This is a genomic window from Anabaena sp. WA102 (assembly GCF_001277295.1).
GTDB lineage: Bacteria > Cyanobacteriota > Cyanobacteriia > Cyanobacteriales > Nostocaceae > Dolichospermum > Dolichospermum heterosporum.
This window is the reverse complement of the sequence record NZ_CP011456.1, coordinates 1,100,643-1,123,726: the sequence shown is the minus strand read 5'-3', so window position 1 is coordinate 1,123,726 and position 23,084 is coordinate 1,100,643. Positions and strand designations below refer to the sequence as shown.

Here is a 23,084-nt window from a genome sequence, read left to right as displayed (position 1 = left end):
ATTAGATGTAAGCGCACAGCCGTCATAAACCAGCTAAAACAATGAAATGGTCAAGTAAATAAAAGTAGGTTTCAATTACCTACATTTCAACATTGAAAGCTGATACATAACGGCTGAATGCTTATGTAAAAATTACTTAACGTTGCTATTTACTGTTTGTAAAACACGGTTCACAACATCACCAGGAATTTTGGTGTAGTTGAGGTCATCATTATACTGTTGACCGTCTTTAAGTACCCAGTTAATCCATTTTTTCATGGCTTCAGCTTTAGCAGGAGTGGGATACTTTTTGTAAACCATCATCCAAGTTAAACCAACAATGGGATAACCTTGTCCTGGATCGCCAATAAATACGCGGTAGTTATCAGGGAATTTCACTGTTGATAAAGCTGAGTTCGCAGCTGCTAAAGAAGGAGCGACAAATTCTCCTTTCTTATTTTGTATTTCTGCTGAATTTAGTTTGTTTTTAGTAGCGTAGTCATATTCAACATAACCAATAGATCCAGGGGTGCTTCTCACTAAAGCAGCTACACCAGGATTACCTTTACCTTTGAGAACGTTTGGTAAAGTCCATTTGGGAGCAGTATTAGCGCCAATTCTACCTTTGAAATAACCATTAATAGCACTTAAATGGTTGGTGAAAATAAATGTTGTGCCACTACCATCAGCGCGAACTACAAATTTAATTGGACTGTTTGGTAGGTTTACACCGGGGTTATCCGCTTTAATTTTCGCGTCATCCCATTTAGTAATTTTTCCAGAAAAAATATCTGGTAATGTGGTACGAGATAATCTCAGTTTGTTGACACCAGGTAAATTATAAACAACGGAAACAGCACCACCAGCAGTGGGTACTAAGATCACACCATTCTTAACTTTAGCGATTTCATCATCTTTCATCGCTGCGTCACTACCACCAAAGTCAACTGTTCCTGCAATAGTTTGACGAATACCACCACCACTACCAATTGCTTGGTAGTTAACTTTTAAGTCTGGGTACTTTTTCTTAACTTCACGAGCATATTTTTCATACAGAGGAGCAGGAAATGTTGCTCCAGCACCGTTTAAAGTTTCAGCTTGAGCGATCGCACTCAACATTGGACTCAATGCAACAGCCCCGGTTATGACTGAAGTGGCAACAACACGATTCAAAATGGTGGATAAAAAAGCCATACTGCCTCTTAAGTTTTCAGAAATACTTACTTAGGGAATTACATCCTGGTATTAATTTGATATTAAATGGTTAAGAAAAAATTAAGAACACGGCAAAAGCTGTTTAAGTTTAATTTAAACATTTAATTTTAAGTAGTGGGGGGAGTGGGGGAGTGGGGGGAGTTGGGGGAGTTGGGGGAGTTGGGGAGTTGGGGGAGTGGGGGGAGTTGGGGAGTTGGGGGAGTGGGGGGAGTTGGGGAGAAATTTCTTCTTTCTGAACTCCTGATAGCGAAGCGTGGCGTTAGCCATACTTTTGAATGGGCGCAGGCCCTGCGCCCCTACCTCCTGATAGCGTAGCGTGGCGTTAGCTATACTCCTGTTCAATACTCCTGTTCAATAAAATATCCTAGCAGTGTGTTATGTAAATAAACAGTCTGCTAGGAATAAGTAATATTGCTTGCCATGTTTGAGCGGATTAGTATTTATTTGCATAAAAATACTGTCCTACGGCTAACTACAATAAACAAAAAAGGTGTATAAATTGGTTAAGATAATTCATGGAAATGGTTAATTTGTGATTAAAATCAAAGTCCGAGATTGCTAACGGGTGTATTTTTTTTGGTAATCTAAACTGGCACTTTTAGGGTTTTTCATAGTCGTGACAACCCTGACTGTGGCAAAACAAGTGATTAAAGAGAATTTTATGGCGCTTATAGTTCAAAAATACGGTGGTACATCTGTTGGTTCAGTCGAACGGATTCAAGCTGTAGCAATGCGGGTTGAAAAAACTGTCAAAGCTGGAAATTCTGTTGTAGTAGTGGTTTCTGCAATGGGTAAAACCACTGACGGGTTAGTTAAACTAGCTAATGACATCTCTAAAACTCCTAGTCGTCGGGAAATGGATATGCTGCTTTCCACAGGGGAGCAAGTTACCATTGCTTTACTAAGTATGGCATTGCAGGAAATTGGCCAACCAGCAATTTCGATGACTGGCGCTCAGGTGGGCATTGTTACCGAAGCAGAACACTCTCGCGCTCGGATTTTACATATTGAAACTGAACGCTTAATGCGGCAAATTAATGGCGGCAAAGTGGTTGTGGTTGCCGGATTTCAAGGAATTAGCAGTACAGAAGAATTAGAAATTACTACTTTGGGACGTGGTGGTTCTGACACTTCCGCAGTGGCGATCGCCGCCGCTATCGGTGCAGATTTTTGTGAAATTTATACAGATGTTCCGGGAATTTTAACTACAGATCCGCGTCTTGTTCCTGAAGCCCAATTATTGACAGAAATCACGAGTGATGAAATGCTGGAATTGGCTAGTTTAGGGGCGAAGGTATTACATCCCAGGGCTGTGGAAATTGCCCGCAATTATGGCGTTCCCCTGGTGGTACGGTCAAGTTGGACGGATCAGCCCGGAACTTGGGTAACTACGCCGTCAAGGCAAGATCGGGCGTTGGTAAATTTAGAATTGGCACGACCAGTGGATGCTGTGGAGTTTGATATTCAACAGGCAAAGGTGGCTTTATTGCGTGTTCCTGATAGACCAGGGATAGCAGCCCAGTTATTTGGGCAAATTTCCCAGGAAAATGTTGATGTGGATTTAATTATTCAGTCTATTCATGAAGGTAATACTAATGACATTGCTTTTACAGTAAATACTTCAATATTAAAACGGGCGGAAGCAGTATCATTGGCTATAGCACCGATATTTAAAAATCAGCATAGTTCAGATGAAGCGGAAGTAATAGTAGAAAAAGATACTGCTAAAGTGAGTATTGTCGGGGCGGGAATGATTGGTCGTCCGGGGGTAGCAGCGCAGATGTTTACAACTTTGGCGGAAGCTGGTGTGAATATTCAGATGATTTCTACCAGTGAAGTTAAGGTGAGTTGTGTTGTGGATATTGGGGATTGCGATCGCGCTATAGCTGCTTTGTGTCATACTTTTGAAATCAACTCTTCTTCTGCTTCTCTCTCCTGTGCTGCGACTAAAGCCCCTGCTGTGCGTGGTGTCGCTTTAGACATGAACCAAGCCCGAATTGCGATTCGGCAAGTACCAAATCATCCGGGTATGGCTGCCAAATTGTTTGGATTTTTAGCGCAACATAACATCAGTGTGGATATGATTATTCAATCCCAACGTTGTCGAATAGTAAATGGTGTTCCCGGAAGGGATATTGCCTTTACTGTGGCGAGAATGGATGCAGAAAACGCTCAACAGAGATTAAAAGCAGTTGCCAAAGAGTTTGATTGGGGTGAGGTAGTATTAGATCAGGCGATCGCTAAAGTTAGTATCGTTGGTTCTGGGATGGTAGGACAACCGGGCATAGCCGCTAAAATGTTTACAGCCTTAGCTAAAAATCACATCAACATTCAAATGATAGCCACTTCAGAAATTAAAATTAGTTGTGTTGTCGGACAGGATGAAGGTGTCAAAGCATTACAAGTTATTCACTCAGCTTTTGATTTAGCTGGAAGTGAAAAATTTGTAGTTCCAGCGTGAAAATACCCAACCTGATTTTTCTCCTAATTGCAGCATTTGCAGAAATCTCCGGTTGCTACAGTTTTTGGGCATGGTTAAGATTAGGAAAAAGCGTCCTTTGGGTTATTCCTGGAATTTTTGCTTTGATCATCTTTGCTGTGTCCCTAACTAAAGTAGATGCCGATAATGCTGGCAGAGTTTATGCTGCCTATGGAGGAATTTATATCCTTTCATCCTTGCTGTGGTTATGGCTATTTGAAGGAGTAAAACCGAATAGATGGGATTTATCAGGTGTGATAATTTCCGTTTTGGGAACGGTAATTATTTTATTCGGTTCACATAGATAATTAAAATCTCACGCAAAGGAAGACAAAAACATTTTCTTAATTATACTAAACACGGGTGAGATTTAAACTTTTGCCAAATGACAAATAACCTAACTCGTCTCGTTCCCAGTCTCTGACTGGGAATGAATTCTAGAAGGCTCTGCCTTCAATGATATTAGAGCATCAACTGCATTCCTAGTCAGAGACTAGGAACGAGATGTGGTAGGGATTTGAGCTTAAGTTGACACATATCAGCTTTTGCTTTACCCCTAGGTTTAGAATCAAACAATCAAGCCGTTTTGAGTATATATCGAGTATATTATAGCCTCCTCCTCGCCTGCGAGGGTGCTGGGGTTCTTATAGCTGACTGAATAAAAAAACGCTGTATCTCTCATTAATAAGATTTACCATCACTACCAAAGTATTCTCGATAGGCACAAACTTGATTATCTCGAATATCAAAAGCAATTGCAACCCGATTTTTATAAGCATTACCAAATGAGTTACCTTCATCCCGAAATTCAAAAATCACTGTTTTTTCATTGCTAGTAATACTGTCTAAAGAGGTAATCTTAATTCCTAGTTGGAAGGACTCAGAAACATATTCAAAAAACTCCTTTGCTCGTTTTTTACCTACATTTAAACCGTGAAATTTTCCCATAGGAAACCAAAAGGTAAAATCATCTGTCAGCATATCTAAAAATGCTTGCCAATTACCAGTTTCTAAACCTTGTACAAAATACCCAAATGCCTGATTAGCGACATTTAAGGTGCGTTCTGATTGTGTAGTCATCTATCTATTCCTAATTTTTGATTTTTTGATAAATTACCAAGCTGTTGGCGTGGTAATTAAAATGATGCCAAATTATGCAAGTCTGCGTTTAACTTCCTCTACCAAATCTGCCAAATTCACTTCTATTTGTTCACCACTTTGTAAATCCTTCAATGATGATTTTTGCGCTGCTGCTTCTTCCCCACCAATAATTACACAAAACCTAATTCCTTGCTTATCTGCCGCTTGAAATTGTTTACCTAAAGGGCGTTTTTCAAAGTTAGTCACAACATTAATTCCCCCTTGACGTAACTGTTGCGATACTTGTAAATAAACAGGCATTAAATCCTCTTGCATATTTACTACTACAACTTGGGCAGGTGTGGCGGATAAAGTAGTCAGAATACCCGCTTTTAATAACCGGCTAATTAACCGAGTTAAACCAATAGAAATACCCACACCGGGCATTTTTTCACCAATGAATGTTCCCACTAATTCTTCGTACCTACCACCAGAACAAATACTCCCCAAAGCCCCATGACCTAATAAGGTAGTTTCATAAACAGTGCCAGTATAATAATTTAAACCACGAGCAATAGATAAATCAATACAGAAACGTTTATCAGCAACTCCTAAATTTCTCACTCCATTAATTACAGTTTCTAATTCCGTAACTCCTAAATTAAATCGTTCTGCATCTGGCAAACTTTCAGCCAGGTGTTTGAGTTTATCTAAAATATCATCAATACTGCCATCAATTTTCACAAACTCAATAATTTTTTCCGTTTGTTCTGAGGAAATACCTTCTGTCTCTAATTCTTGTTTAACTTTAGCTTCGCCAATTTTTTCCAAATTATCAATAATACTAATACAGGTTTTAATTTGGTTTTCAGCAACTCCTACTGATTGAAAAAAACCTGTGAGGATTTTGCGGTTATTAATACGAATGACAAAATCACCAATATTAATTTTTTCAAATATTTCCGTGATAATTGCCGGCATTTGGGCATCATAAAGTAAACTCAGTTTACCACGAGCAACCACATCAATATCACATTGTCGAAACTGCCGAAACCGTCCATCTTTTGCCCGTTCACCCCGAAATACCATATCCATTTGATAACGAGCAAAAGGAAAAGTTAATTCATTTAAGTGACGGGCAATATACGCAGCAAGAGGAACAGTTTGATCAAATTTTAAAGCCCTGGCTTCTGAACCAGTTTCTCCAGATTTATCCTTTTCTGCTTGGCGATTTGGTGGTAAAATTGGCTCAATACCATAAATAATATTGTCACCTTGATTACCTTTAGCTTGCAGGACTTCTAACCTTTCCACTGCTGGAGTTTCAATAGGTGTAAAACCATAACTTTCAAAAACCTGACGAATAATATCTAGTAAATATACTTCTAGACGCTTTTCGCTAGGTAAAAATTCGGGAAAACCGCTAGGAGTAGAAAAGTTAATTTTGTCACTTTTAGTCATTTTTTTACCTTAATAAATGGGAAATTAATTACAAAAAAAGGGAACAGGGAACAGATAAGAAACTAAAGTTTCACCAGTTTAGAGCTTCAGTCAAGAAAAAGATGTTTTTAAAAGATGCGTAGCACGAAAAAAAACAGTGTCATTATTTCAATCTCATGTTTTTAAACATGAGTTTTTTCTGTTCCCTGTTGCTTCTTCCTCTGAAAGACTATTATCCAATAAGTAAGTGGGCGTTAAAAAGTATAATATAAACCTAAACCCCCAACCCCCTTCCCTGGTAGGAAAGGGGGAGTCAAAGCCTCTCCCCTGGTAGGGGAGAGGTTTGGAGAGAGGTTTTATATTTAATTGTGCCAAGCTACTTAGGGTTTGCTGAAAAAGTTGTCTGTGAGGGCTAGAAGTATGGCTAACGCCACGCTACGCTATCAGGAGGTAGGGGCGCAGGCCCTGCGCCCATTCGGGAGTATGGCTAACGCCACGCTACGTTATCAAGAGGTAGGGGCGCATGGCCTGCGCCCATTCGGGAGTATGTCCCTGCGCCACGCTGCGTTATCAAGAGGATTTAGAAGAAGTTAGAAGTAATATCAAGTCTGGAAAATTGAGCGATCTTTTCTTTGATAATAAACAGAATTGACTTTTTGTCTGTATTCGATTTTATTGTGTTCACTTACTTACCCAGTTTCTATATCCCTACTCTTCATTATTAAACCACCAAGGGTCTTTATCAAAGTTAGTTTTAATCAAAAAGGCTTTTTTTCGCATAAAGCGTTTAAAGGCAGCTTTACCCATGCGTGAACCTCCCAAACCAGAAAATTTAAAGGAATTTTTCTCTCCTTCGTGCATCATAGCTGTTAAACCTGCATCATTAATACTAATAGCACCTACATCTATTTGCATACCAATTTCTAATGCTAACTCTTCTGATTCAGAAAATATAGCAGCACTTAATCCATAAATAGAATCATTAGCTAAATTTATCGCTGCTTCTATATTAGCAAAAGGCATAATCGGCATAATTGGACCAAATGTTTCTTCAGTCATGACTTTCATAGAATGATCAACTTCAGTCATAACCGTAGGACGACACCACCAACCTCCACCTAATTCTTCTACTTTACCACCAGAGTGAATTACTGCACCTTTGGCAACAGCATCTAACAGATGATCATTAATAATAGCCGCTTGTTTTTCACAAATAATTGGACCAATTTCACCACTTTCAATAGTTGGATATGCCAATTTCAATTCATGGGCTTTAGTGACTAATTGATGATAAAATTCTTCAAAGATAGATTCAGCAACATAAATTCTTTCAATTGATAAACAGGACTGTCCAGAGTTCACAACAGAACCCCACAAAATTGCTGAGGTTGCTAAATCTAAATCTGCTGATTCTAAAACAATAGCTGGGTCTTTTCCTCCTAGTTCTAAGAAAGCAGGAATAAATTTTTGGGCTGCCGCTTCTGCCACTAACCGCCCAGTTTCTACACTACCTGTAAAACAAATTAAATCTACATCTTCTATTAAATCTGCTCCTGTTTGTCCTGCTCCTTCAACAAAGTTTAAAACATCACGTAATTGAGGAATTGTATTGATTGTAGTCATCAAAGGAGCAACAAAACGGGGAGTAATTTCACTGGGTTTAACGATTACGGCACAACCCGCTAGTAAAGCCGGAATCGTATCAATTGTAGATAACAATAGGGGGAAATTCCAAGGACTAATTACGCCAACTAGAGGATAAGGAACAGCCATTTGTTGTAAAGCAATAAAAGGAATAGATGTATTTTTTGCTGTCCCTTGTATTAATTGTGGAGCTAAATTACACCATTTATCAATACTAGAAATAAAAGAATCTACTTCTGTCACTGATGTTGATAATCTTCCCGTATCACTAACTAAAGCTTCTATTAATTGTGTTCGGTCTGATAATATAGCTTGTTTCCATGCTTTTAAAGCGGCAATTCTGCCTTCAATTCCTAATTTTTGCCAGATAATTTGTCCTCTCCGCAAACGGTGACATTGTTGGGAAAGTAATTTTGGTGGTGGAGGAACGATGACATAATCAAATTTACCTGTGCGGGGGTTGCGGACTTCTATTGGTTTACTCATTTGTGATTAATTTAAATTTTATCTCTCGCAAAGGCGCAAAGGCGCAAAGGAAGAAATACCGTAAGCTTCCGAAAACGTTTTTACAGTATTTATTGTATTCTCAAAATAGTCCATTTAGAGTTATTTGTATGTCTGCTGCTCAAAAACTGCGCGAATTACTAGCACGTCCTGAAATTATCGTTATTCCTGGTGTTTATGACTGTTTGAGTGCAAAATTGGTAGAAAAGGCGGGTTTTGATGTCGCTGCTACCAGTGGTTTTGGGATTGCTGCTTCTACCTTGGGTTTACCTGACTATGGTTTTCTCACTGCTACGGAAAATTTATCCACTGTCGGGAGAATAGCTCAGTCAATTAATATACCCTTGATTGCTGATTGTGATACGGGTTATGGTAATGCTTTAAATGTGATGCGAACTGTAAAAGATGCGGTGCAGTTGGGTTTAGCTGGGATTATTTTAGAAGACCAAGAATGGCCGAAGAAATGCGGACATTTTGCAGGTAAACGGGTGATTTCGATGACGGAACACGCGGGGAAAATCCGGGCTGCGGTGGAAGCACGTGGTGATAGCGGTTTGGTCATTATAGCCCGAACTGATGCCCGTGCGCCTTTGGGGTTGGAGGAAGCCATTGCTCGTGGTCAATCATACATCAATGCTGGTGCAGATGTCTTGTTTGTGGAAGCTCCCCAATCTGTGACAGAGTTGGAAATTATAGGTGCTGCTTTTCCTAATGTGCCATTGGTAGCAAATATTGTTGAAGGTGGGAAAACTCCCGCTATTTCCCCCGCAGAATTGCAAAATTTGGGGTTTAAAATTGTCTTTTTCCCTCTGACTGCATTGATGGCTGTAACTGAGGTAATGAGTGGTTGTTTTCGTCATTTAAAGGAACAGGGAAGGACTGATAATTTATCTGGTTTGATGAATTTTCAGGATTTTCAAGAATTGATGAATGTGCCGCAATATTTATCTGTGGAGAAGGAGTATAAGGAATGAATAATATCCAAAGATAATTATGATGCGGATATTTTAATGAAGGTTTTATTTGAGATACTTAGCGAAATAGAACCTGTTAGAAATCAAAAACCTATTTTTACTCACAGTAGCTTTTCTGAGCGTCCTATATCACCAGCATTTACAATTCGTGACTGGTTATACCTAAAATCTAAATCCTCTCAAGGAGAAGATCAAGAAATTAGTCGAATTTTGTTAATTAAGTTAATGAATAACGGACTTCATATAGATGAAATATTAGATGCTGAGGTAGCTTACCATGAATGCCATTTTAATCATCAAGATGTTTCTGGTAGTTCTTTAGCAGGATCAGTTTATTTAAAAGGGATTTTAATTAGCTTAGAGAATGCACCAGATTTTATATGTGAATATATTCACTTAAAATGCAGTGAGGATGGCAAACTTTATAAAGAAGTAGATATTCTTAATTTAACTAATTCAATTCATGCTAAAAAATTACGTCCGCGTTATGTGGCTAGTGATAAACATACACCTGAAGGTAAAGGTATTTATCGTGGTAGAAGGGGATCTCATATGGATTTAAGTGATGAAGAAGCTCAATCAGTTCTAGATCAAGCTATTCCCAATGGTAGACAATACTATGGTTATTATCAGGGCAAATTTTATGAATTTCAGTCAGATAATGTTGGTGGGTTTCATGGTTATCTTGTAGAAGAAAAAGAAGTACCTTATAAAATAATTGAACATTTTAGACAATGATGAAAATCGCCACTGGTAATCCTATATAATTGATATTATTGATTCTATATTATTTAATTTTATAATTTTTGCTTCTTTTTTTTGTATATCATATTCAAAATTCCATAGACCTTTACTACCATTTTCCCAACCTATTTCAAACCCAATATAGTTAGCTTTTGCTCTTTCACAAAAAGCATCTTTAGCAGTACCAATATCAACCAAGATATCTTTAAGCGTTAAACCTCTATCTAATATCTTGTTTAAATAAGATTGGCGTAGAAGTAGTAATGATTGTAAAACTGAAGATTTACCTGTACTGTTTAAACCAGAAAGTAGAGTTAGAGGTCTGAATTCTAATAACTGATTTTCAAAAGCCTTGAAATTTATTAAGCGCAGAGAACTAATCATAACAATACTTCCTGAATAATTTTACCGATAGTTTCAAATCTATACTCTACTTTTTTAGCAGTTTGGGATATGGATGCAAGAAACTCTTTATCATTGTCTGTATATTCAATAAACTTGTCAATTAGTTTTTGCTTGTATTTTTTTAATTTTTCTATATCTTCATCACTCAGTTGGCTAAGATGAAATGACCAAGCTTCAAAGAGGGGCTTATTAGGTGGAAAAGTTTTATTATCTTTATGAGAAATCTTGCGAAAAGCATTCTTTCCAAGAATATCATAAGCCGCCAACATTGACTTTTTAAATTTTTCCTTAATATTTGTTAATTCTGAATTAGTGAGATTATTTATTTTAGATAAAGCTTCACTTAAAAATAAATCTCTGGAATTGTCTTTATAATCTTTATAAGATGTTAGAATAAAAGCCAGATAACCAAGTATAAATTCTCGATCATCCATACGCTTTTTTCTTTCTTCACGAAGATTAAGAACCTGCGTAAATTCATCTGAATTTGCAAGTTCTCGTAATAATTCATTGGCTTTTCCTGGGTTTAGTGCATGACGTAGTTCTTGGTTTGAAAGAGGTACACCCCCTGTTTTAATTCTTTTAAAGATATTATATTTTACTTCTGTAGGAGTACCTTTTTCAAGTAAATAAACTACGGGCTGAGTTTCCAGAATTCGTCGTTGATATCTTGGTTCTAATTCATCATAAGTTTTACCATTAAGATTTGTAAGGTATTCTAGTCCACTTAGGGTGAGTTTTTTTTCACTTTTATCACTAACAAAGTGACTCAAAGCATATAATCTTTGTAACCCATCTATAACTACCCATTTATCATCATTAGTAGCATCTATATAAAAAGCTGGTAGGGGAATGCGAATCAGAATAGACTCAATTAGTCGGCTTTGAGCATCTAGCTTCCATATATTTGCCTGACGCTGAAAATCAGGTGCTAAATCAAGTGCTTCTTTCCCAATTCGTCTTAATAATTGTTCAATTGTTGGTTGTCTCGTGGCAATATTAATTTTATCAGGATCATATTCAAAAGTAACTTTTTCATATTCTTCATCATCACTATCTTCTAAATCTAAATCTTCATTATCATTTAAATCTGTCACGGCATTGACTCCTTAATAATTCTATTCATATCCCCTCCCATCCCCATCAAATCCAAAATTTATCTTATCGCATTTTTAACCCAAAATCCCAATAATATTACATAATATTACGCTTCCGGTTCAATTCCCAAAGCCCGTAATTGTGCAGTCAAGCGATTCGCTCTTTCTTCACCAGTTAATAATAAATTACCTTGCAAATCCCACCACCGCAACCAGGGTAATTCTGCATTCTGATATTCTCCCTGCCATAAACCCAACTCCACACCCATAGGTGTAATTGAATAATGTCCTCGTTCATTTGCTGCTAATAACTGATATTTTCCACCAATTAATTCATAAACTTCTATACTGGCTTTATTTACTTCATAAATGCCGTAAAAAGGAGTACGAATTACCTGCTCATAAATCCAAAATTTACCTTTCCAAGGAGTTTTATCTCGTTCTTCTGCACCATTCCCCGAAACAAATTCTAAAACAATTGATGGAGCAATAAATTCTTGCCAAAGGACATAGGAGCGTCGGGTTTTACCATTTAAGGTAGGTGGTACACTGGGAACATAGAACCAGTCTGGTGCTTCTGCACCTTTCTCAGGTGGTTCAGTAATACGCCAATAAATGCCTAAATCTTGTCCAATAAAATATTGACTATCAGGATAAAGTTTTTGTAATACTGGTTTGATAGAATCAGTTAGTAGAATACTTTGGGGATGTTCTTGCCAATTTTTCACAAATGTACCGTCCGACTCTGGTAGTTGGGTATGATCTGGAAGAGAGGTCTCTGGATAAGGGCGTAAGTCTTGATCTTCCTGGATATCAGTTGTAAAAGTCATTATGTCCTCCTGCTGGTGTGAGGTTTATTCTAGTTTAGCAAAATTAAGGTGTAAAGCGATCGCACCTAACTGAATGTGATCGCATTTCTATTCAGGGCTATTTCATTCTAAACATAATCCGCCCAGAATTTAAGTGCTGGGCTAATAAATCAAGTCCGTTAAAACGGACTATAAACTTTTCTTTAGTCGTCTTGAGACGACTTTTGCTATTAGACTCAGAATTCATTCTGAGGCGGGTTAAATAAGAATGAAATAGCCCTTGCATTTCCATTTAACTAACTTTCCCCACCCCCGCTAAATCCAAAATCGGTGCAATCAAATCCTCCCGCTTCACCGCCATTAGATGCACACCCTGACACAATCCCCGCGCAGTTTGCACTTGTTCGGCGGCAATTTTCATGCCTTCTTCTAGAGGATGTTTCGCTTTTGCTAATCTCTCAATAATGTGTTCAGGAATATTCACACCGGGAACAGCCTTATTAATAAACTGGGCATTTTTTGCCGATTTCAACAGAAAAATTCCTGCCAAAATTGGTTTATTGTAACCACAGGCAATTTTATTCATGAACTTTTCTAGTATTTCAAAATCAGTAATTAATTGACTTTGAAAAAATTGCGCCCCGGCTGCTATTTTCTTTTCAAACCGACTTTGTAAACCTGACCAACTTTTCGATTGAGGATCTACTGCTGCACCTGCAAATAAATCTAATGCGCCATCAGTGAGGGGTTTTTCATTAAAATCAAAACCCTGATTCATGTTTCTAATTAACTGCAATAGTCGCACAGCTTCCAAATCAAAAACGGCTTTTGCTTGAGGATGATCACCGGCTTTTACAGGGTCGCCAGTTAAAGCTAAGATGTTGCGGATACCCAAAGCATGAGCGCCCATTAAATCTGCTTGTAATCCAATTCTATTGCGATCGCGGCAAGCAAACTGACAAATCGGTTCAATCCCATTTTGCAATAAAATCACCGAGGCTACCAAGGAAGACATCCGCATGACAGCACGGCTACCATCAGTAATATTGACAGCATGAACCCTTCCCTTAAGAGTCGCCGCCATTTCGATGGTATGGATAGGATCTCCGCCCTTGGGAGGTGCAACTTCGGCGGTAATTAAAAAGTCACCCCTTTGGGCGGCTGTGCGGAAGTTGTTAAAAGCACTAAAGCTATAAGTATCCGGCATAGTTCAAATTTATCTTGAGGTTTTCTTAAAGAGTAAAACGAATTACACATTAAAGACTAAACCTTAGTTATAGAAATATCCGGTAAACGTAAAACTCAGCGGTTTTAGCCCTGAGATAAGTAGTGAGACAGAATTAATTACACAATGTCATTGCGTAAGCGTTGCGTGGCGTTAGCCATATGGAACGAAGTGAAATGAAGCAATCGCCAGGGTTGTGATTGCTTCCCTTCGCTCGCAATGACTGTAAATATTTTTGTCCAATTACTTATAAGTGACACGGGCGGTTTTAACAGCAGTGGTATTTTATGCTAAAATGAGATTGTGAGTAAGAATAACTATCTACGTGTTGAAACATCCTAGTATCGGAGAAATCCCGGCTCCCGTGAAACAACGGTTAGGTTTAAGTCCTAACGGCAGTATTGACAAGAAAGAGCGATTAATGGCAGGTTGTGGAGCGTACCGGATCTTGGCCCAGTGATGGACTCTGAAAGCACCAAAATGATCAAAGTAGCTAGAAACCTAAGCTGGACTTAGAGTAACTAAGTAGGCGTTGTTTGACGAACGCAGCGAGAATTAGACTTTGGGTACTCCCTAATCTAAATCTGTCAGCAGAATCTCAGCGGCTTTAGCCAGTGAGAGTGTCAAATATTACTCACTCAGATATCTTTTTCAGATCCCCGACTTCTCAAAGAAGTCGGGGATCTAAACCCTGTAAAAAATTACAACGGAACAGTGAAACCCAAAGCCGCTTTCACATCTGCTAGAGTAGAGTTAGCGATCGCTCTGGCTTTCTCCCCACCATCCCGCAACACTGACTCTAAATAACCCTTATCCGCCATTACCTCCTGATATTTGTCCTGAATCGGCTTTAAAGCATGAATCGCCGTTTCTGTCAATAAAGGTTTGAACTGTCCCCAACCCATATCTGCACATTCAATCGCTACCTCTTCCTTAGTTTTTCCAGCCAGCAGCGTATACAGTGTCAATAAATTATGGCATTCTGGGCGTTCTGAATCATCAAAGGTTAAACCCTTCACCAAATCAGTTTTACAGCGTTTAATCTTCTTAGTAATCTCCTCTGGAGAGTCTAAAATATTAATTCGGCTCAATTCTGAAGGATCTGATTTTGACATTTTCCTTGTCCCATCTGTCAAACTCATCACCCTTGCACCTTCCTTTCTAATCAAAGGATCTGGCAATTTTAATACAGGTGCTTTTTTGGCAAATTGGTGATTAAACCTATTAACAATATCCCTTGTTAGTTCTAAATGTTGCTTTTGGTCTTCACCCACTGGCACTTTATCAGCTTGATAAAGGAGAATATCTGCCGCCATGAGTACAGGATAATCTAATAAACCAACACCGACATTTTCCCCTTGTTTAACAGCTTTTTCCTTAAACTGAATCATATCTTGCAACCAGTTCAGGGGGGTAATGCAATTTAGCAACCAAGTGAGTTCACTGTGTGCGGAAACGTGGGACTGAACAAAGATATGAGAGTGTTGTAAATCAATACCACAAGCTAAATATAAAGCAGCAATCTTGTAAGTATCAGCCGCTAAAGTGGCGGGATTATGCGGTACAGTGATAGCGTGTAAATCTACCACACAAAAGAAATTTTCATACTGGTCTTGAATTTCTACCCAGTTGCGAATCGCACCTAAATAGTTACCTAAGTGTAAGTTACCAGTTGGTTGAACTCCCGACAAAACGCGCTGTTTACCCATAATTATCCGTTATTTATCTCCTCTTCCCCGCTTTGTAAATGGGGCGGTTACAAGACTCATTTTAGTAGTCATTGGGAGTGATTGGGGATTAGTGATGAGGTTATTAAGAGCATCTTTCCTCTTTTTCTGACTTTTGCCAGAAGTTTCTGGAGTTACCAGGTAAGGGGAAAACTCAGTTATGCAACTAAATAAGTAGGATCAATCTGAAAAAACACAGCTAAATCTTGAATTTGTTTTTCTGTTAATTGGCGTTTACCATTAAGAATATCTAAAACTATTAACTCACTTTCTAAGATAGAAACTAAATCTTTTGGTTGCAGATTAGATTCTTCTAACAAAGCTTGAAGGAGTGCTATACCTGTTAAGGTAGGTATTATTTCATGTTGTTGTTCATAATCATAAACAAGAGTAGCAAGAACCTTCAGATAGTCTCGATCATCTTGTGTAATATTTCCTTGATCCAAAATAGAATTAATTTGATTTTGAGTAGCAATTAATTCATCTTCATTGGTAATTGGTCGAGGAGGAAATGTGGTAATTAGTTTTATATAGTAGTTACTAGGAATTTTTAAACCACTCGTCATTTTTCCAATTCTCCTTATCGTATTCAGCATGAGTGAGTACAGCACGTATAAATAAGAGTTGATACTCATAATCTATATAGGTTATCAAACGATAATGATTACCTTTGATATTAAAAACAGTAAAGTTACCAACTAAATCTGCTGATGGAAAAATTTGTCTGACATCATTAAACTTTTCCAATTGAGAATCAGATATACGTTGATACCATAGTAAAAGTCCTGATTCTGCTAGGGAGTGCTTTTCCCAAAAGTCCCTAAGTATTTTTTTGCTAATAACACGCATCAATTTAAGAAAATAATATTATAACCATTTTTAAGTAAATTTACCAAATATTTTATCTCAGATTTGAGACGTAAATAAATTTTGTTTGCTGAACTGTAATTTATCTTTACCTTATCTATTTCTTTTCTTAAATATAAAACTAAAAGAATCTGTACCTCCAGAGAGATAAAAACCAACTGACCTAACTTTTATAGTTCAAATTAAATAGGTTTTGATCAAAAACAACTCAGGGAAATATACTTAATGAAAGCTTTATTAATCTGGCCGATAATGCCTAATTCTTTTTGGTCTTATCAGGAAACCATTGATTTAGCTGGGTTACGATCTACGAATCCCCCATTAGGGTTAATCACGGTGGCAGCAATGTTACCGAGTGATTGGGAATTCAGATTGAGCGATCGCAATGTCCGTCTAGAAACAGATGCAGATTGGGAATGGTGCGATATAGTCATCATTTCTGCAATGATCATTCAGCAACAGGATTTTGGTGAATTAATTAGAAAAGGTAAGGCGTTAGGTAAAAAAGTGGCAGTGGGTGGACCATTTGCCACATCTGTACCAGAATTTGTTCTTGAAGCCGGCGCAGATTATTTAATTTTAGATGAAGGGGAAATTACTATTCCCATGTTTGTAGAGGCTTTAGAAAAGGGAGAAGAAAAAGGGATTTTTCGCGCTACAGAAAAACCCGATGTCACCACAACCCCCTTACCTCGATTTGATTTATTAGACTTAAATGCTTATATAGCCATGACGGTGCAATTTTCCCGGGGTTGTCCATTCCAATGTGAATTTTGCGATATTATTACCCTTTTCGGTCGCAAACCCCGGACAAAAACCCCAGAACAAATCCTCGCCGAATTAGATGCTTTGTATCAGATGGGTTGGTGGCGTTATGTATTTATAGTTGATGATAACTTTATTGGCAATAAACGCAATGCTAAGGTCTTTCTAAGAGCATTAATTCCCTGGATGGAAGAACGTAATTATCCTTTTGCATTATTAACAGAAGCTTCTTTAAATTTAGCAGAAGATGACGAATTACTAGAACTAATGGTAAAAGCTGGTTTTGTGCAGGTGTTTATGGGAATTGAAACCCCTGATGTAGATAGTTTAGTCGGAATTAATAAACCACAAAATACCCGCAATTCCTTAGTTGAATCCTGCCATAAAATTACTAAAGCCGGATTACAAATTATGTCTGGTTTTATCTTAGGATTTGATGGTGAAAAACCAGGTGCAGGTAAACGGATTCAAGAGTTTGTAGAAGCAACTTGTATTCCCCAAGCCCATCTTAACTTATTGCAAGCATTACCCAATACAGCCATGTGGACTCGCTTGCAAAAAGAAGGACGGTTAAGGGATGGTTTAGGTGAATTTGTGGGTTCTCAAAAAGCCTTAATGAATTTTGTTCCCACTCGGCCAATGTCGGAAATTGCCGAGGAGTTTGTTGATGCTTTTTGGAATTTATATGAACCCATGCCCTACCTAAAACGGACTTTTCGGCATTTTATGATGATGGAAGGTTGGCGGGCTAAATATGAAAGAAATTTAACAAAACCAGAGTTCCAATTTTTAATGTCTATTTGTTGGCGACAGGGATTTTTGCGTTCTACACGGTTTGTTTTTTGGCAGCAATTAATAACAATGGCACGGCAAAAACCTCATCTATTATATGATTATTTAATTGCTTTGGGTACAGGTGAACATTTTTTCAAGTTCCGTCATGAAGTCAAGGCAGAAATAGAATCAGAATTGACAGAATTTCAGCAACAAGAACAAGAACAAAAAGTAATAAGTCTACAATTAGAACCTGTAAGTAAGTAATCAATACCTTGTCCATTTTTGCTAGGTTGGGTTGCGCTGTCGCTTAACCCAACCTCGTTCAACTCGTTCCCAGTCTCTGACTGGGAATGAGTTCTAGAACCCACATTCCGCAGGTGTTTTTTGAATTTTCGGAATTATCCATAACCCAATGATAACAAGGCTTTCAGACAATGACACGCAATTCTATATTAGAGCGATCGCCGATATATTTAAAGCTCGAATCAAGTTTATTGAGAATAATGTCAATAAATTAGTTGGTTTGAGATTAAATTCATTGAATACCGACCTAGATAGCAAAAAGCATGAACTGGTTATTATGATTGGGTTTTAGCTGTTTTATGAAATTCTTTTTTTGACAAAATAACCTGCTGGGAAAAATATTTTGAGTATATTTACTCATGCTGAATGTGGGCTAGAAGGCTCTGACTTCAATGATATTAGAGGCAGAGCCTCATTAACTGCATTCCTAGTCAGAGACTAGGAACGAGATGTGGTAAAGAACTCAAGTCATCTCATTCCCAGTCAGAGACTGGGAATGAGTTTTAGAAGGCTCTGACTTCAATGATATTAGAGGCAGAGCCTCATTAACTGCATTCCTAGTCAGAGACTAGGAAATGATCGGAAAAAACCTCTGTTCTTCCCTCCCCTACTCCCCCTACATCCCCTACTCCCCCTACCTCCCCTACTCCCCCTACATCCCCTACCTCCCCTACCTCCCCCACCTCCCCTACCTCCCCCACCTCCCCACCCCCAATCATTTTCGGGTTAACAGACTACTAGCTTGTGAGCAGATGTCGCCGCAGATGATCTAAGGCTGTATTTGCACTTACATAACGAATTAAAGACCGTCCCCGAATTGTTCCGAAGCGATGTTCAAAACTGATTACTTCATTACCAGGACCAGCTAAACCAATATAGACTAAACCCACTGGTTTGGTTTGGGTTCCCCCGGTTGGTCCAGCAATGCCTGTAATACTTAATCCCCAAGTGGTTGAAAGCCGATTTTTAACGCCAATAGCCATTTGTTCAGCTACTGTCGCACTTACTGCCCCAAATTCCTCTAAATCCTCTGGGTTGACTCCTAATAGTCCAACTTTGACAGAATTATCGTAGGCAATTACCCCACCCCAAAAGTAATCAGAACTACCAGAAATTTCCGTTAACATTTGCCCCAGTCCCCCACCGGTGCAAGATTCGGCTACAGATAGGGTTGCTCCCGCAGACTTTAAGAAATTACCAACGACAGCAGCAAGGGTGTCATTGTCAATGCCATAATAATCTAAGCCAGCGATTTCTCTTAGTTGTTTTTCAATGGGTGCAATTAAAGCTTCTGCGGTTGTTGCGTCTGTGGCTTTAGCAGAGATTCGCAGTCTGACCTCTCCCTTGCCTGCATAGGGGGCTACTGTGGGATTAGTTAAATTAAAGTAGGGGGCTACTTTTTCGGCTAAAGCAGATTCTCCAATTCCCCAAAATCTTAAACTGCGACTATAAATAATTTCCTTTCCCCAACCTTGACTTTTCAGAAAAGGTACGGCGGTTTCGGTCCACATTCGATACATTTCGCTGGGAACACCAGGGAAAGTAAAAATAGTTAATCCTGGACGGGGTTGCCAAATAATACCCGGTGCTGTTCCTGTGGGGTTGGGTAAAATTTCTGCACCTTGGGGAATTAAGGCTTGTTTGCGATTATTAGCGGACATTATTCGTCCCCGTTGGGCAAATTTTTCGGCTATATCTTCGACAATATCGGCTCGTTCTATTAAGGGAACGCCAAAAAAATCAGCGATAGTTTCGCAGGTGAGATCATCGGGTGTGGGTCCTAAACCACCTGTGAAAATGAGAATTTGTACTCTGGAAGCAGCAATTTCTATAACTTCTTTGAGTCGGTCTGGATTATCGCCGACGACGGTTTGATAGTAGTGAGGAATGCCTAACTGTGCTAATTGTTGAGCAAGATATTGGGCATTGCTGTTAAGGATATCTCCTAGCAGCATTTCTGTACCAACGCAAATAATTTCTGCACTCATGGGGGTTAAAAAGGAATTAGGAATAGGAATCTGGGAAGAACTGGTGATATTAAATACTCGCTTGAATTTTGCTTATTTCTGTACATAAATTTAATAAGTATTATAAAATTAAAGATGACGGTTTTAATCCGACTATTTGCAAAATATAAACATAAACTATGAATATTTGGGTAAATGAACAAATTGATCCTTCTGGACTGATTCACGCCTGTATTGCCTCTTGTGATGAATCTCAGGCTAGAGATTGTCATGAGTCGTTTAAGACTAATCTCACGAACTCTCAAAAGGCAGAGGGCTGGATTGCAAAATTACGAACAGTCAAATCTTGGGATGATGTGCCAGTTAATGCTTTAAAACTTGATTAATTAGAGTGTGCTGTCTGGAAAAAAGGGCGATACTTGTGATGAGGTAGACAAAGCCCCAATCTCATTCTGTCTATTAATTGATAGGATGGGTGGTAATAAGTAGGTGAACGGAAAAAACCGAAATATGTAACGAAAAGTAAAATCGCCCAAATCCTCTTCACTCTTGCCTCTTGCCTTGCCATAACGACGATTTTCAATGCTAACCTACTTATTTGCGTTAATATTCTGAAGTTTCCAGTTACCATTCTAAATTCCATGCAGCATGAGACTCAACTTAGTTTATTTGATAACTCCAGCTTAAACCAAAGAGAGCTAATTACTACAAGTAATAAAATTCCCATTCCGCCGGGAACTTATGAGAATGTAGAGGAATTGACAAAACATTGCAATGGCTGTCAGCGTTGTGCGTTAGCCCAAAACCGTACTCATGCTGTGGTTGGGCGTGGTAATCTCCAAGCCGATATTATGATTATTGGAGAAGCACCGGGGAAAAATGAGGATGAAACAGGTTTACCATTTGTGGGTAGATCAGGACAATTACTAGAAAGTATCTTAGCTTCAGTAAATTTAAGTACAGAAAGAGATATATATATTGCCAATATTTGTAAGTGTAGACCACCGGAAAACCGTGTACCGACTAATGAAGAGGCTGCTGCTTGTAAACCATATTTATTTGAGCAGATTCGCCTGGTTGACCCAAAAATTATCTTATTAACAGGTGCAACTTCTGTGAAGGGTGTGATTGGTGATAACCGTCCGATTACTAAAATTCGTGGTCAATGGTTGGAGTGGGAAGGGCGCTTATGTATGCCTATTTTTCATCCCTCTTACTTGTTGCGTAATCCTTCACGGGAAAAAGGAAAGCCTAAATGGCTCATGTGGCAAGATATACAGGTGGTTCGTGCCAAGTTTGATGAGTTGACAAACTCTATTTAGGGTTTGCTGGAAAAGTTATCTGTGAGGGCAGGGAACTCTTAACTGGGAACTCTTAACTGGGAACAGTTTTAATTTGTGTGTACACGATAGCTCCTAAAAGGCTACTCTGTACACATAAGTTATCGAATCACCATTATTCCTCAAATTACCCCACCCTAACCCTCCCCGATGCTTTGGGGAGGGAACTAATTTTTCCGGTTTCCCCCCTCGCTCACTTACATATTAGAGACTTCCAATTAAAAAAATATCCTAAAATTTCTTGTGGTGCGGGCATCTTGCCCGCTAATAATACAAGGACGGGCAAGATGCCCATCCCACATCCCACAAGATTGGATCATCTTTTTTGTGGATTTCTCTTAGAGTAAACAAATCCAAATCACCAAATGGTGATAACAAATATACAGTTAGATCCAAAAATGCGATCGCTCTTTACAAATATACGCCTTATGCGAGTTAAAAATATTGTGGTTCTATCAGGGTTTCCAGAGTTCTCTAGAACGATAATTCCAGAATCATCAACGGTATTACAAGGGTTTCAGCATTTAATTCACATAAGCCGTAATATATATCAAGCTCAAGCCCAACGCTACTGTCAAGGATAGAGACTGGATCTTCCTTTTTGGTACATTATATTGCATCTATTTTTTGTAAAAGCGTATATTGTTATTCTCCAAAATTAGTAAATATCAATGCTCCTGTAAATTGGTAAAGTTAGGAAATCACAAATATTTAAGTCATCAGATTTTTACCGCTAAAACATGGGCAGCCAGAGAAAAATGTACTGGGAACTCGATTTTTACTCCCGTCCGATTTTGGACGAAAATCAGAAAAAAGTGTGGGAAATGTTGGTGTGCGAAAGTCCTGTAGATATTGGTACACCAACGGATTCTCTGTTTCGCTATGCTAAATATTGCCCAAGTACCCAGGTAAATTCGGGTTGGCTACGGACAGCAATCCAGGAAGCGATAGAAGAAGCTGGTACAGCACCTACCAAAATCCGCTTTTTCCGCCGCCAAATGAATAACATGATCACCAAATCCTGTGAAGACGTGGGAGTACCCGCCGTACCAAGTCGGCGGACGTTGGTTCTCAACCAGTGGATACAGCAGCGAATGAAGGAAGTTTATCCCCAAGAACCAGGATATCAGGGGGTAGTTAATCCTTCGGTGCGTTTAGATAGACCCTTGCCCCAGCGATTACCAGATGCGTTGGAAGGAAAACAATGGGCTTTTGTGACTTTAGAGGCTAGTGATTTGGCGGAAATGCCGGATTGGGAAATTGGCTTTGGTGAAGCTTTTCCCCTAGAGTTGGCGCAATTATCTCCAGAAACTCGGATTCCAGGAATTTTGATTTTCTCCCCCAGGGCTTTACCCATAGCGGGTTGGATGTCTGGTTTAGAAATGGCTTATTTGCACTTTGACACCAAGCAAGGCAACAGGTTGATTTTAGAAACGGGGGCTACGGAAAGTTGGGTGGTGGCTAATATCCGCACTCCTGAACTTTTGGCAGAAGCACAGGGCTTTGCGGTAGCTAAGGAACAAGCCAATGGCGTACATTTTATTGGTGTCCAGTCCGATTCTCAATCCCAAGATTTTGCGGGCTTTTGGCTGTTACAAGAAATCAATTTGCCATGAGGGTACAAGCAGGGATAAGCTCTAAACTGGTGCAAATGAGTGTTTCTTATCTGTTCCCTGTTCCCTGTTCCCTGTTCCCTTTTTTGTAACTGTTGATGACACGCTAATGGGATAATGATGTACGTCT

The 23,084-nt window shown here is 38.8% G+C and carries 22 protein-coding genes; 10 read left to right on the top strand and 12 right to left on the bottom strand.

Features of this window, described 5'->3' with window-relative positions; genetic code table 11:
• Positions 1–132 precede the first annotated feature (132 nt).
• Positions 133–1,173: a phosphate ABC transporter substrate-binding protein PstS gene (gene pstS, locus AA650_RS04595; protein WP_053538148.1), complete on the bottom strand. Its 1,041-nt coding sequence runs from the start codon at positions 1,171–1,173 to the stop codon at positions 133–135.
• A gap of 682 nt (positions 1,174–1,855) precedes the next feature.
• Here pstS and AA650_RS04585 point away from each other — a divergent pair.
• Positions 1,856–3,655 carry an aspartate kinase gene (locus tag AA650_RS04585; RefSeq protein ID WP_053541186.1) on the top strand — a complete coding sequence of 600 codons (1,800 nt, stop codon included), beginning with the start codon at positions 1,856–1,858 and terminating at the stop codon, positions 3,653–3,655.
• Positions 3,652–3,981 (top strand): YnfA family protein, encoded by a 330-nt coding sequence (locus AA650_RS04580; protein WP_234413306.1) that lies wholly within the window; start codon positions 3,652–3,654, stop codon positions 3,979–3,981. The genes AA650_RS04585 and AA650_RS04580 overlap by 4 nt, the downstream gene beginning before the upstream one ends.
• 373 nt (positions 3,982–4,354) lie before the next feature.
• On the opposite strand, the gene AA650_RS04575 is transcribed toward AA650_RS04580, so the two are convergent.
• The 3 genes from AA650_RS04575 to AA650_RS04565 form a co-directional block, all read right to left on the bottom strand.
• Entirely contained in the window at positions 4,355–4,753 is a 399-nt protein-coding gene (locus tag AA650_RS04575) for a nuclear transport factor 2 family protein (protein ID WP_053538146.1), read from the bottom strand.
• Positions 4,754–4,825: 72 nt separating this feature from the next.
• Positions 4,826–6,214: a histidine--tRNA ligase gene (gene hisS / locus AA650_RS04570; protein ID WP_053538145.1), complete on the bottom strand. Its 1,389-nt coding sequence runs from the start codon at positions 6,212–6,214 to the stop codon at positions 4,826–4,828.
• A gap of 687 nt (positions 6,215–6,901) precedes the next feature.
• Positions 6,902–8,323 carry an aldehyde dehydrogenase family protein gene (locus AA650_RS04565; protein ID WP_053538144.1) on the bottom strand — a complete coding sequence of 474 codons (1,422 nt, stop codon included), beginning with the start codon at positions 8,321–8,323 and terminating at the stop codon, positions 6,902–6,904.
• Positions 8,324–8,451: 128 nt separating this feature from the next.
• Here AA650_RS04565 and AA650_RS04560 point away from each other — a divergent pair, with 128 nt between their 5' ends.
• Together AA650_RS04560 and AA650_RS04555 are read left to right on the top strand one after the other, a co-directional pair.
• A complete protein-coding gene (locus AA650_RS04560; protein ID WP_053538143.1) occupies positions 8,452–9,315 on the top strand; it encodes an isocitrate lyase/PEP mutase family protein in 864 nt (287 codons plus the stop codon).
• A gap of 36 nt (positions 9,316–9,351) precedes the next feature.
• Positions 9,352–10,053, top strand: a complete 702-nt coding sequence (locus AA650_RS04555; RefSeq protein WP_053538142.1) for a hypothetical protein — start codon at positions 9,352–9,354, stop codon at positions 10,051–10,053.
• 21 nt (positions 10,054–10,074) lie between these two features.
• Here AA650_RS04555 and AA650_RS04550 read toward each other — a convergent pair whose 3' ends face one another.
• From AA650_RS04550 to AA650_RS04520, 7 genes are all read right to left on the bottom strand, one after another.
• A complete protein-coding gene (locus tag AA650_RS04550) occupies positions 10,075–10,443 on the bottom strand; it encodes an AAA family ATPase (RefSeq protein WP_053538141.1) in 369 nt (122 codons plus the stop codon).
• Positions 10,440–11,561 (bottom strand): DUF262 domain-containing protein, encoded by a 1,122-nt coding sequence (locus AA650_RS04545; protein WP_053538140.1) that lies wholly within the window; start codon positions 11,559–11,561, stop codon positions 10,440–10,442. Before AA650_RS04545 ends, AA650_RS04550 begins: the two co-directional genes overlap by 4 nt.
• Positions 11,562–11,668: 107 nt before the next feature.
• Positions 11,669–12,391, bottom strand: a complete 723-nt coding sequence (locus tag AA650_RS04540) for a Uma2 family endonuclease (protein WP_053538139.1) — start codon at positions 12,389–12,391, stop codon at positions 11,669–11,671.
• Positions 12,392–12,662: 271 nt separating this feature from the next.
• Positions 12,663–13,577: a methylenetetrahydrofolate reductase gene (locus tag AA650_RS04535; RefSeq protein WP_053538138.1), complete on the bottom strand. Its 915-nt coding sequence runs from the start codon at positions 13,575–13,577 to the stop codon at positions 12,663–12,665.
• A 719-nt stretch (positions 13,578–14,296) separates the two neighbouring features.
• A complete protein-coding gene (trpS, locus tag AA650_RS04530) occupies positions 14,297–15,304 on the bottom strand; it encodes a tryptophan--tRNA ligase (RefSeq protein WP_053538137.1) in 1,008 nt (335 codons plus the stop codon).
• A 176-nt stretch (positions 15,305–15,480) separates the two neighbouring features.
• Positions 15,481–15,888 carry a helix-turn-helix domain-containing protein gene (locus tag AA650_RS04525; RefSeq protein WP_053538136.1) on the bottom strand — a complete coding sequence of 136 codons (408 nt, stop codon included), beginning with the start codon at positions 15,886–15,888 and terminating at the stop codon, positions 15,481–15,483.
• Positions 15,863–16,171: a type II toxin-antitoxin system HigB family toxin gene (locus AA650_RS04520; RefSeq protein ID WP_053538135.1), complete on the bottom strand. Its 309-nt coding sequence runs from the start codon at positions 16,169–16,171 to the stop codon at positions 15,863–15,865. The genes AA650_RS04525 and AA650_RS04520 overlap by 26 nt, the downstream gene beginning before the upstream one ends.
• Positions 16,172–16,414: 243 nt before the next feature.
• Here AA650_RS04520 and AA650_RS04515 point away from each other — a divergent pair, with 243 nt between their 5' ends.
• Positions 16,415–17,995: a B12-binding domain-containing radical SAM protein gene (locus AA650_RS04515; RefSeq protein ID WP_053538134.1), complete on the top strand. Its 1,581-nt coding sequence runs from the start codon at positions 16,415–16,417 to the stop codon at positions 17,993–17,995.
• A gap of 148 nt (positions 17,996–18,143) precedes the next feature.
• Positions 18,144–18,326: a hypothetical protein gene (locus AA650_RS04510; protein WP_039201592.1), complete on the top strand. Its 183-nt coding sequence runs from the start codon at positions 18,144–18,146 to the stop codon at positions 18,324–18,326.
• A gap of 445 nt (positions 18,327–18,771) precedes the next feature.
• Here the strand turns inward: AA650_RS04510 and AA650_RS04505 are convergent, their stop codons facing one another.
• Complete coding sequence (locus tag AA650_RS04505) at positions 18,772–20,022, bottom strand: competence/damage-inducible protein A (RefSeq protein ID WP_053538133.1); 1,251 nt, start codon at positions 20,020–20,022, stop codon at positions 18,772–18,774.
• Positions 20,023–20,180: 158 nt separating this feature from the next.
• Here AA650_RS04505 and AA650_RS04500 point away from each other — a divergent pair, with 158 nt between their 5' ends.
• The 4 genes from AA650_RS04500 (at position 20,181) to AA650_RS04485 (ending at position 22,957) form a co-directional block, all read left to right on the top strand.
• Positions 20,181–20,387, top strand: coding sequence for a hypothetical protein (locus tag AA650_RS04500; protein WP_053538132.1), 207 nt, complete (start codon positions 20,181–20,183; stop codon positions 20,385–20,387).
• Positions 20,388–20,642: 255 nt separating this feature from the next.
• Complete coding sequence (locus tag AA650_RS04490) at positions 20,643–21,323, top strand: uracil-DNA glycosylase (protein ID WP_053538130.1); 681 nt, start codon at positions 20,643–20,645, stop codon at positions 21,321–21,323.
• 383 nt (positions 21,324–21,706) lie between these two features.
• Complete coding sequence (locus tag AA650_RS27600; RefSeq protein WP_168635125.1) at positions 21,707–21,925, top strand: hypothetical protein; 219 nt, start codon at positions 21,707–21,709, stop codon at positions 21,923–21,925.
• Between the two features lie 174 nt (positions 21,926–22,099).
• Positions 22,100–22,957, top strand: a complete 858-nt coding sequence (locus AA650_RS04485; RefSeq protein WP_411762906.1) for a Tab2/Atab2 family RNA-binding protein — start codon at positions 22,100–22,102, stop codon at positions 22,955–22,957.
• The last annotated feature ends 127 nt before the right edge of the window (positions 22,958–23,084 follow it).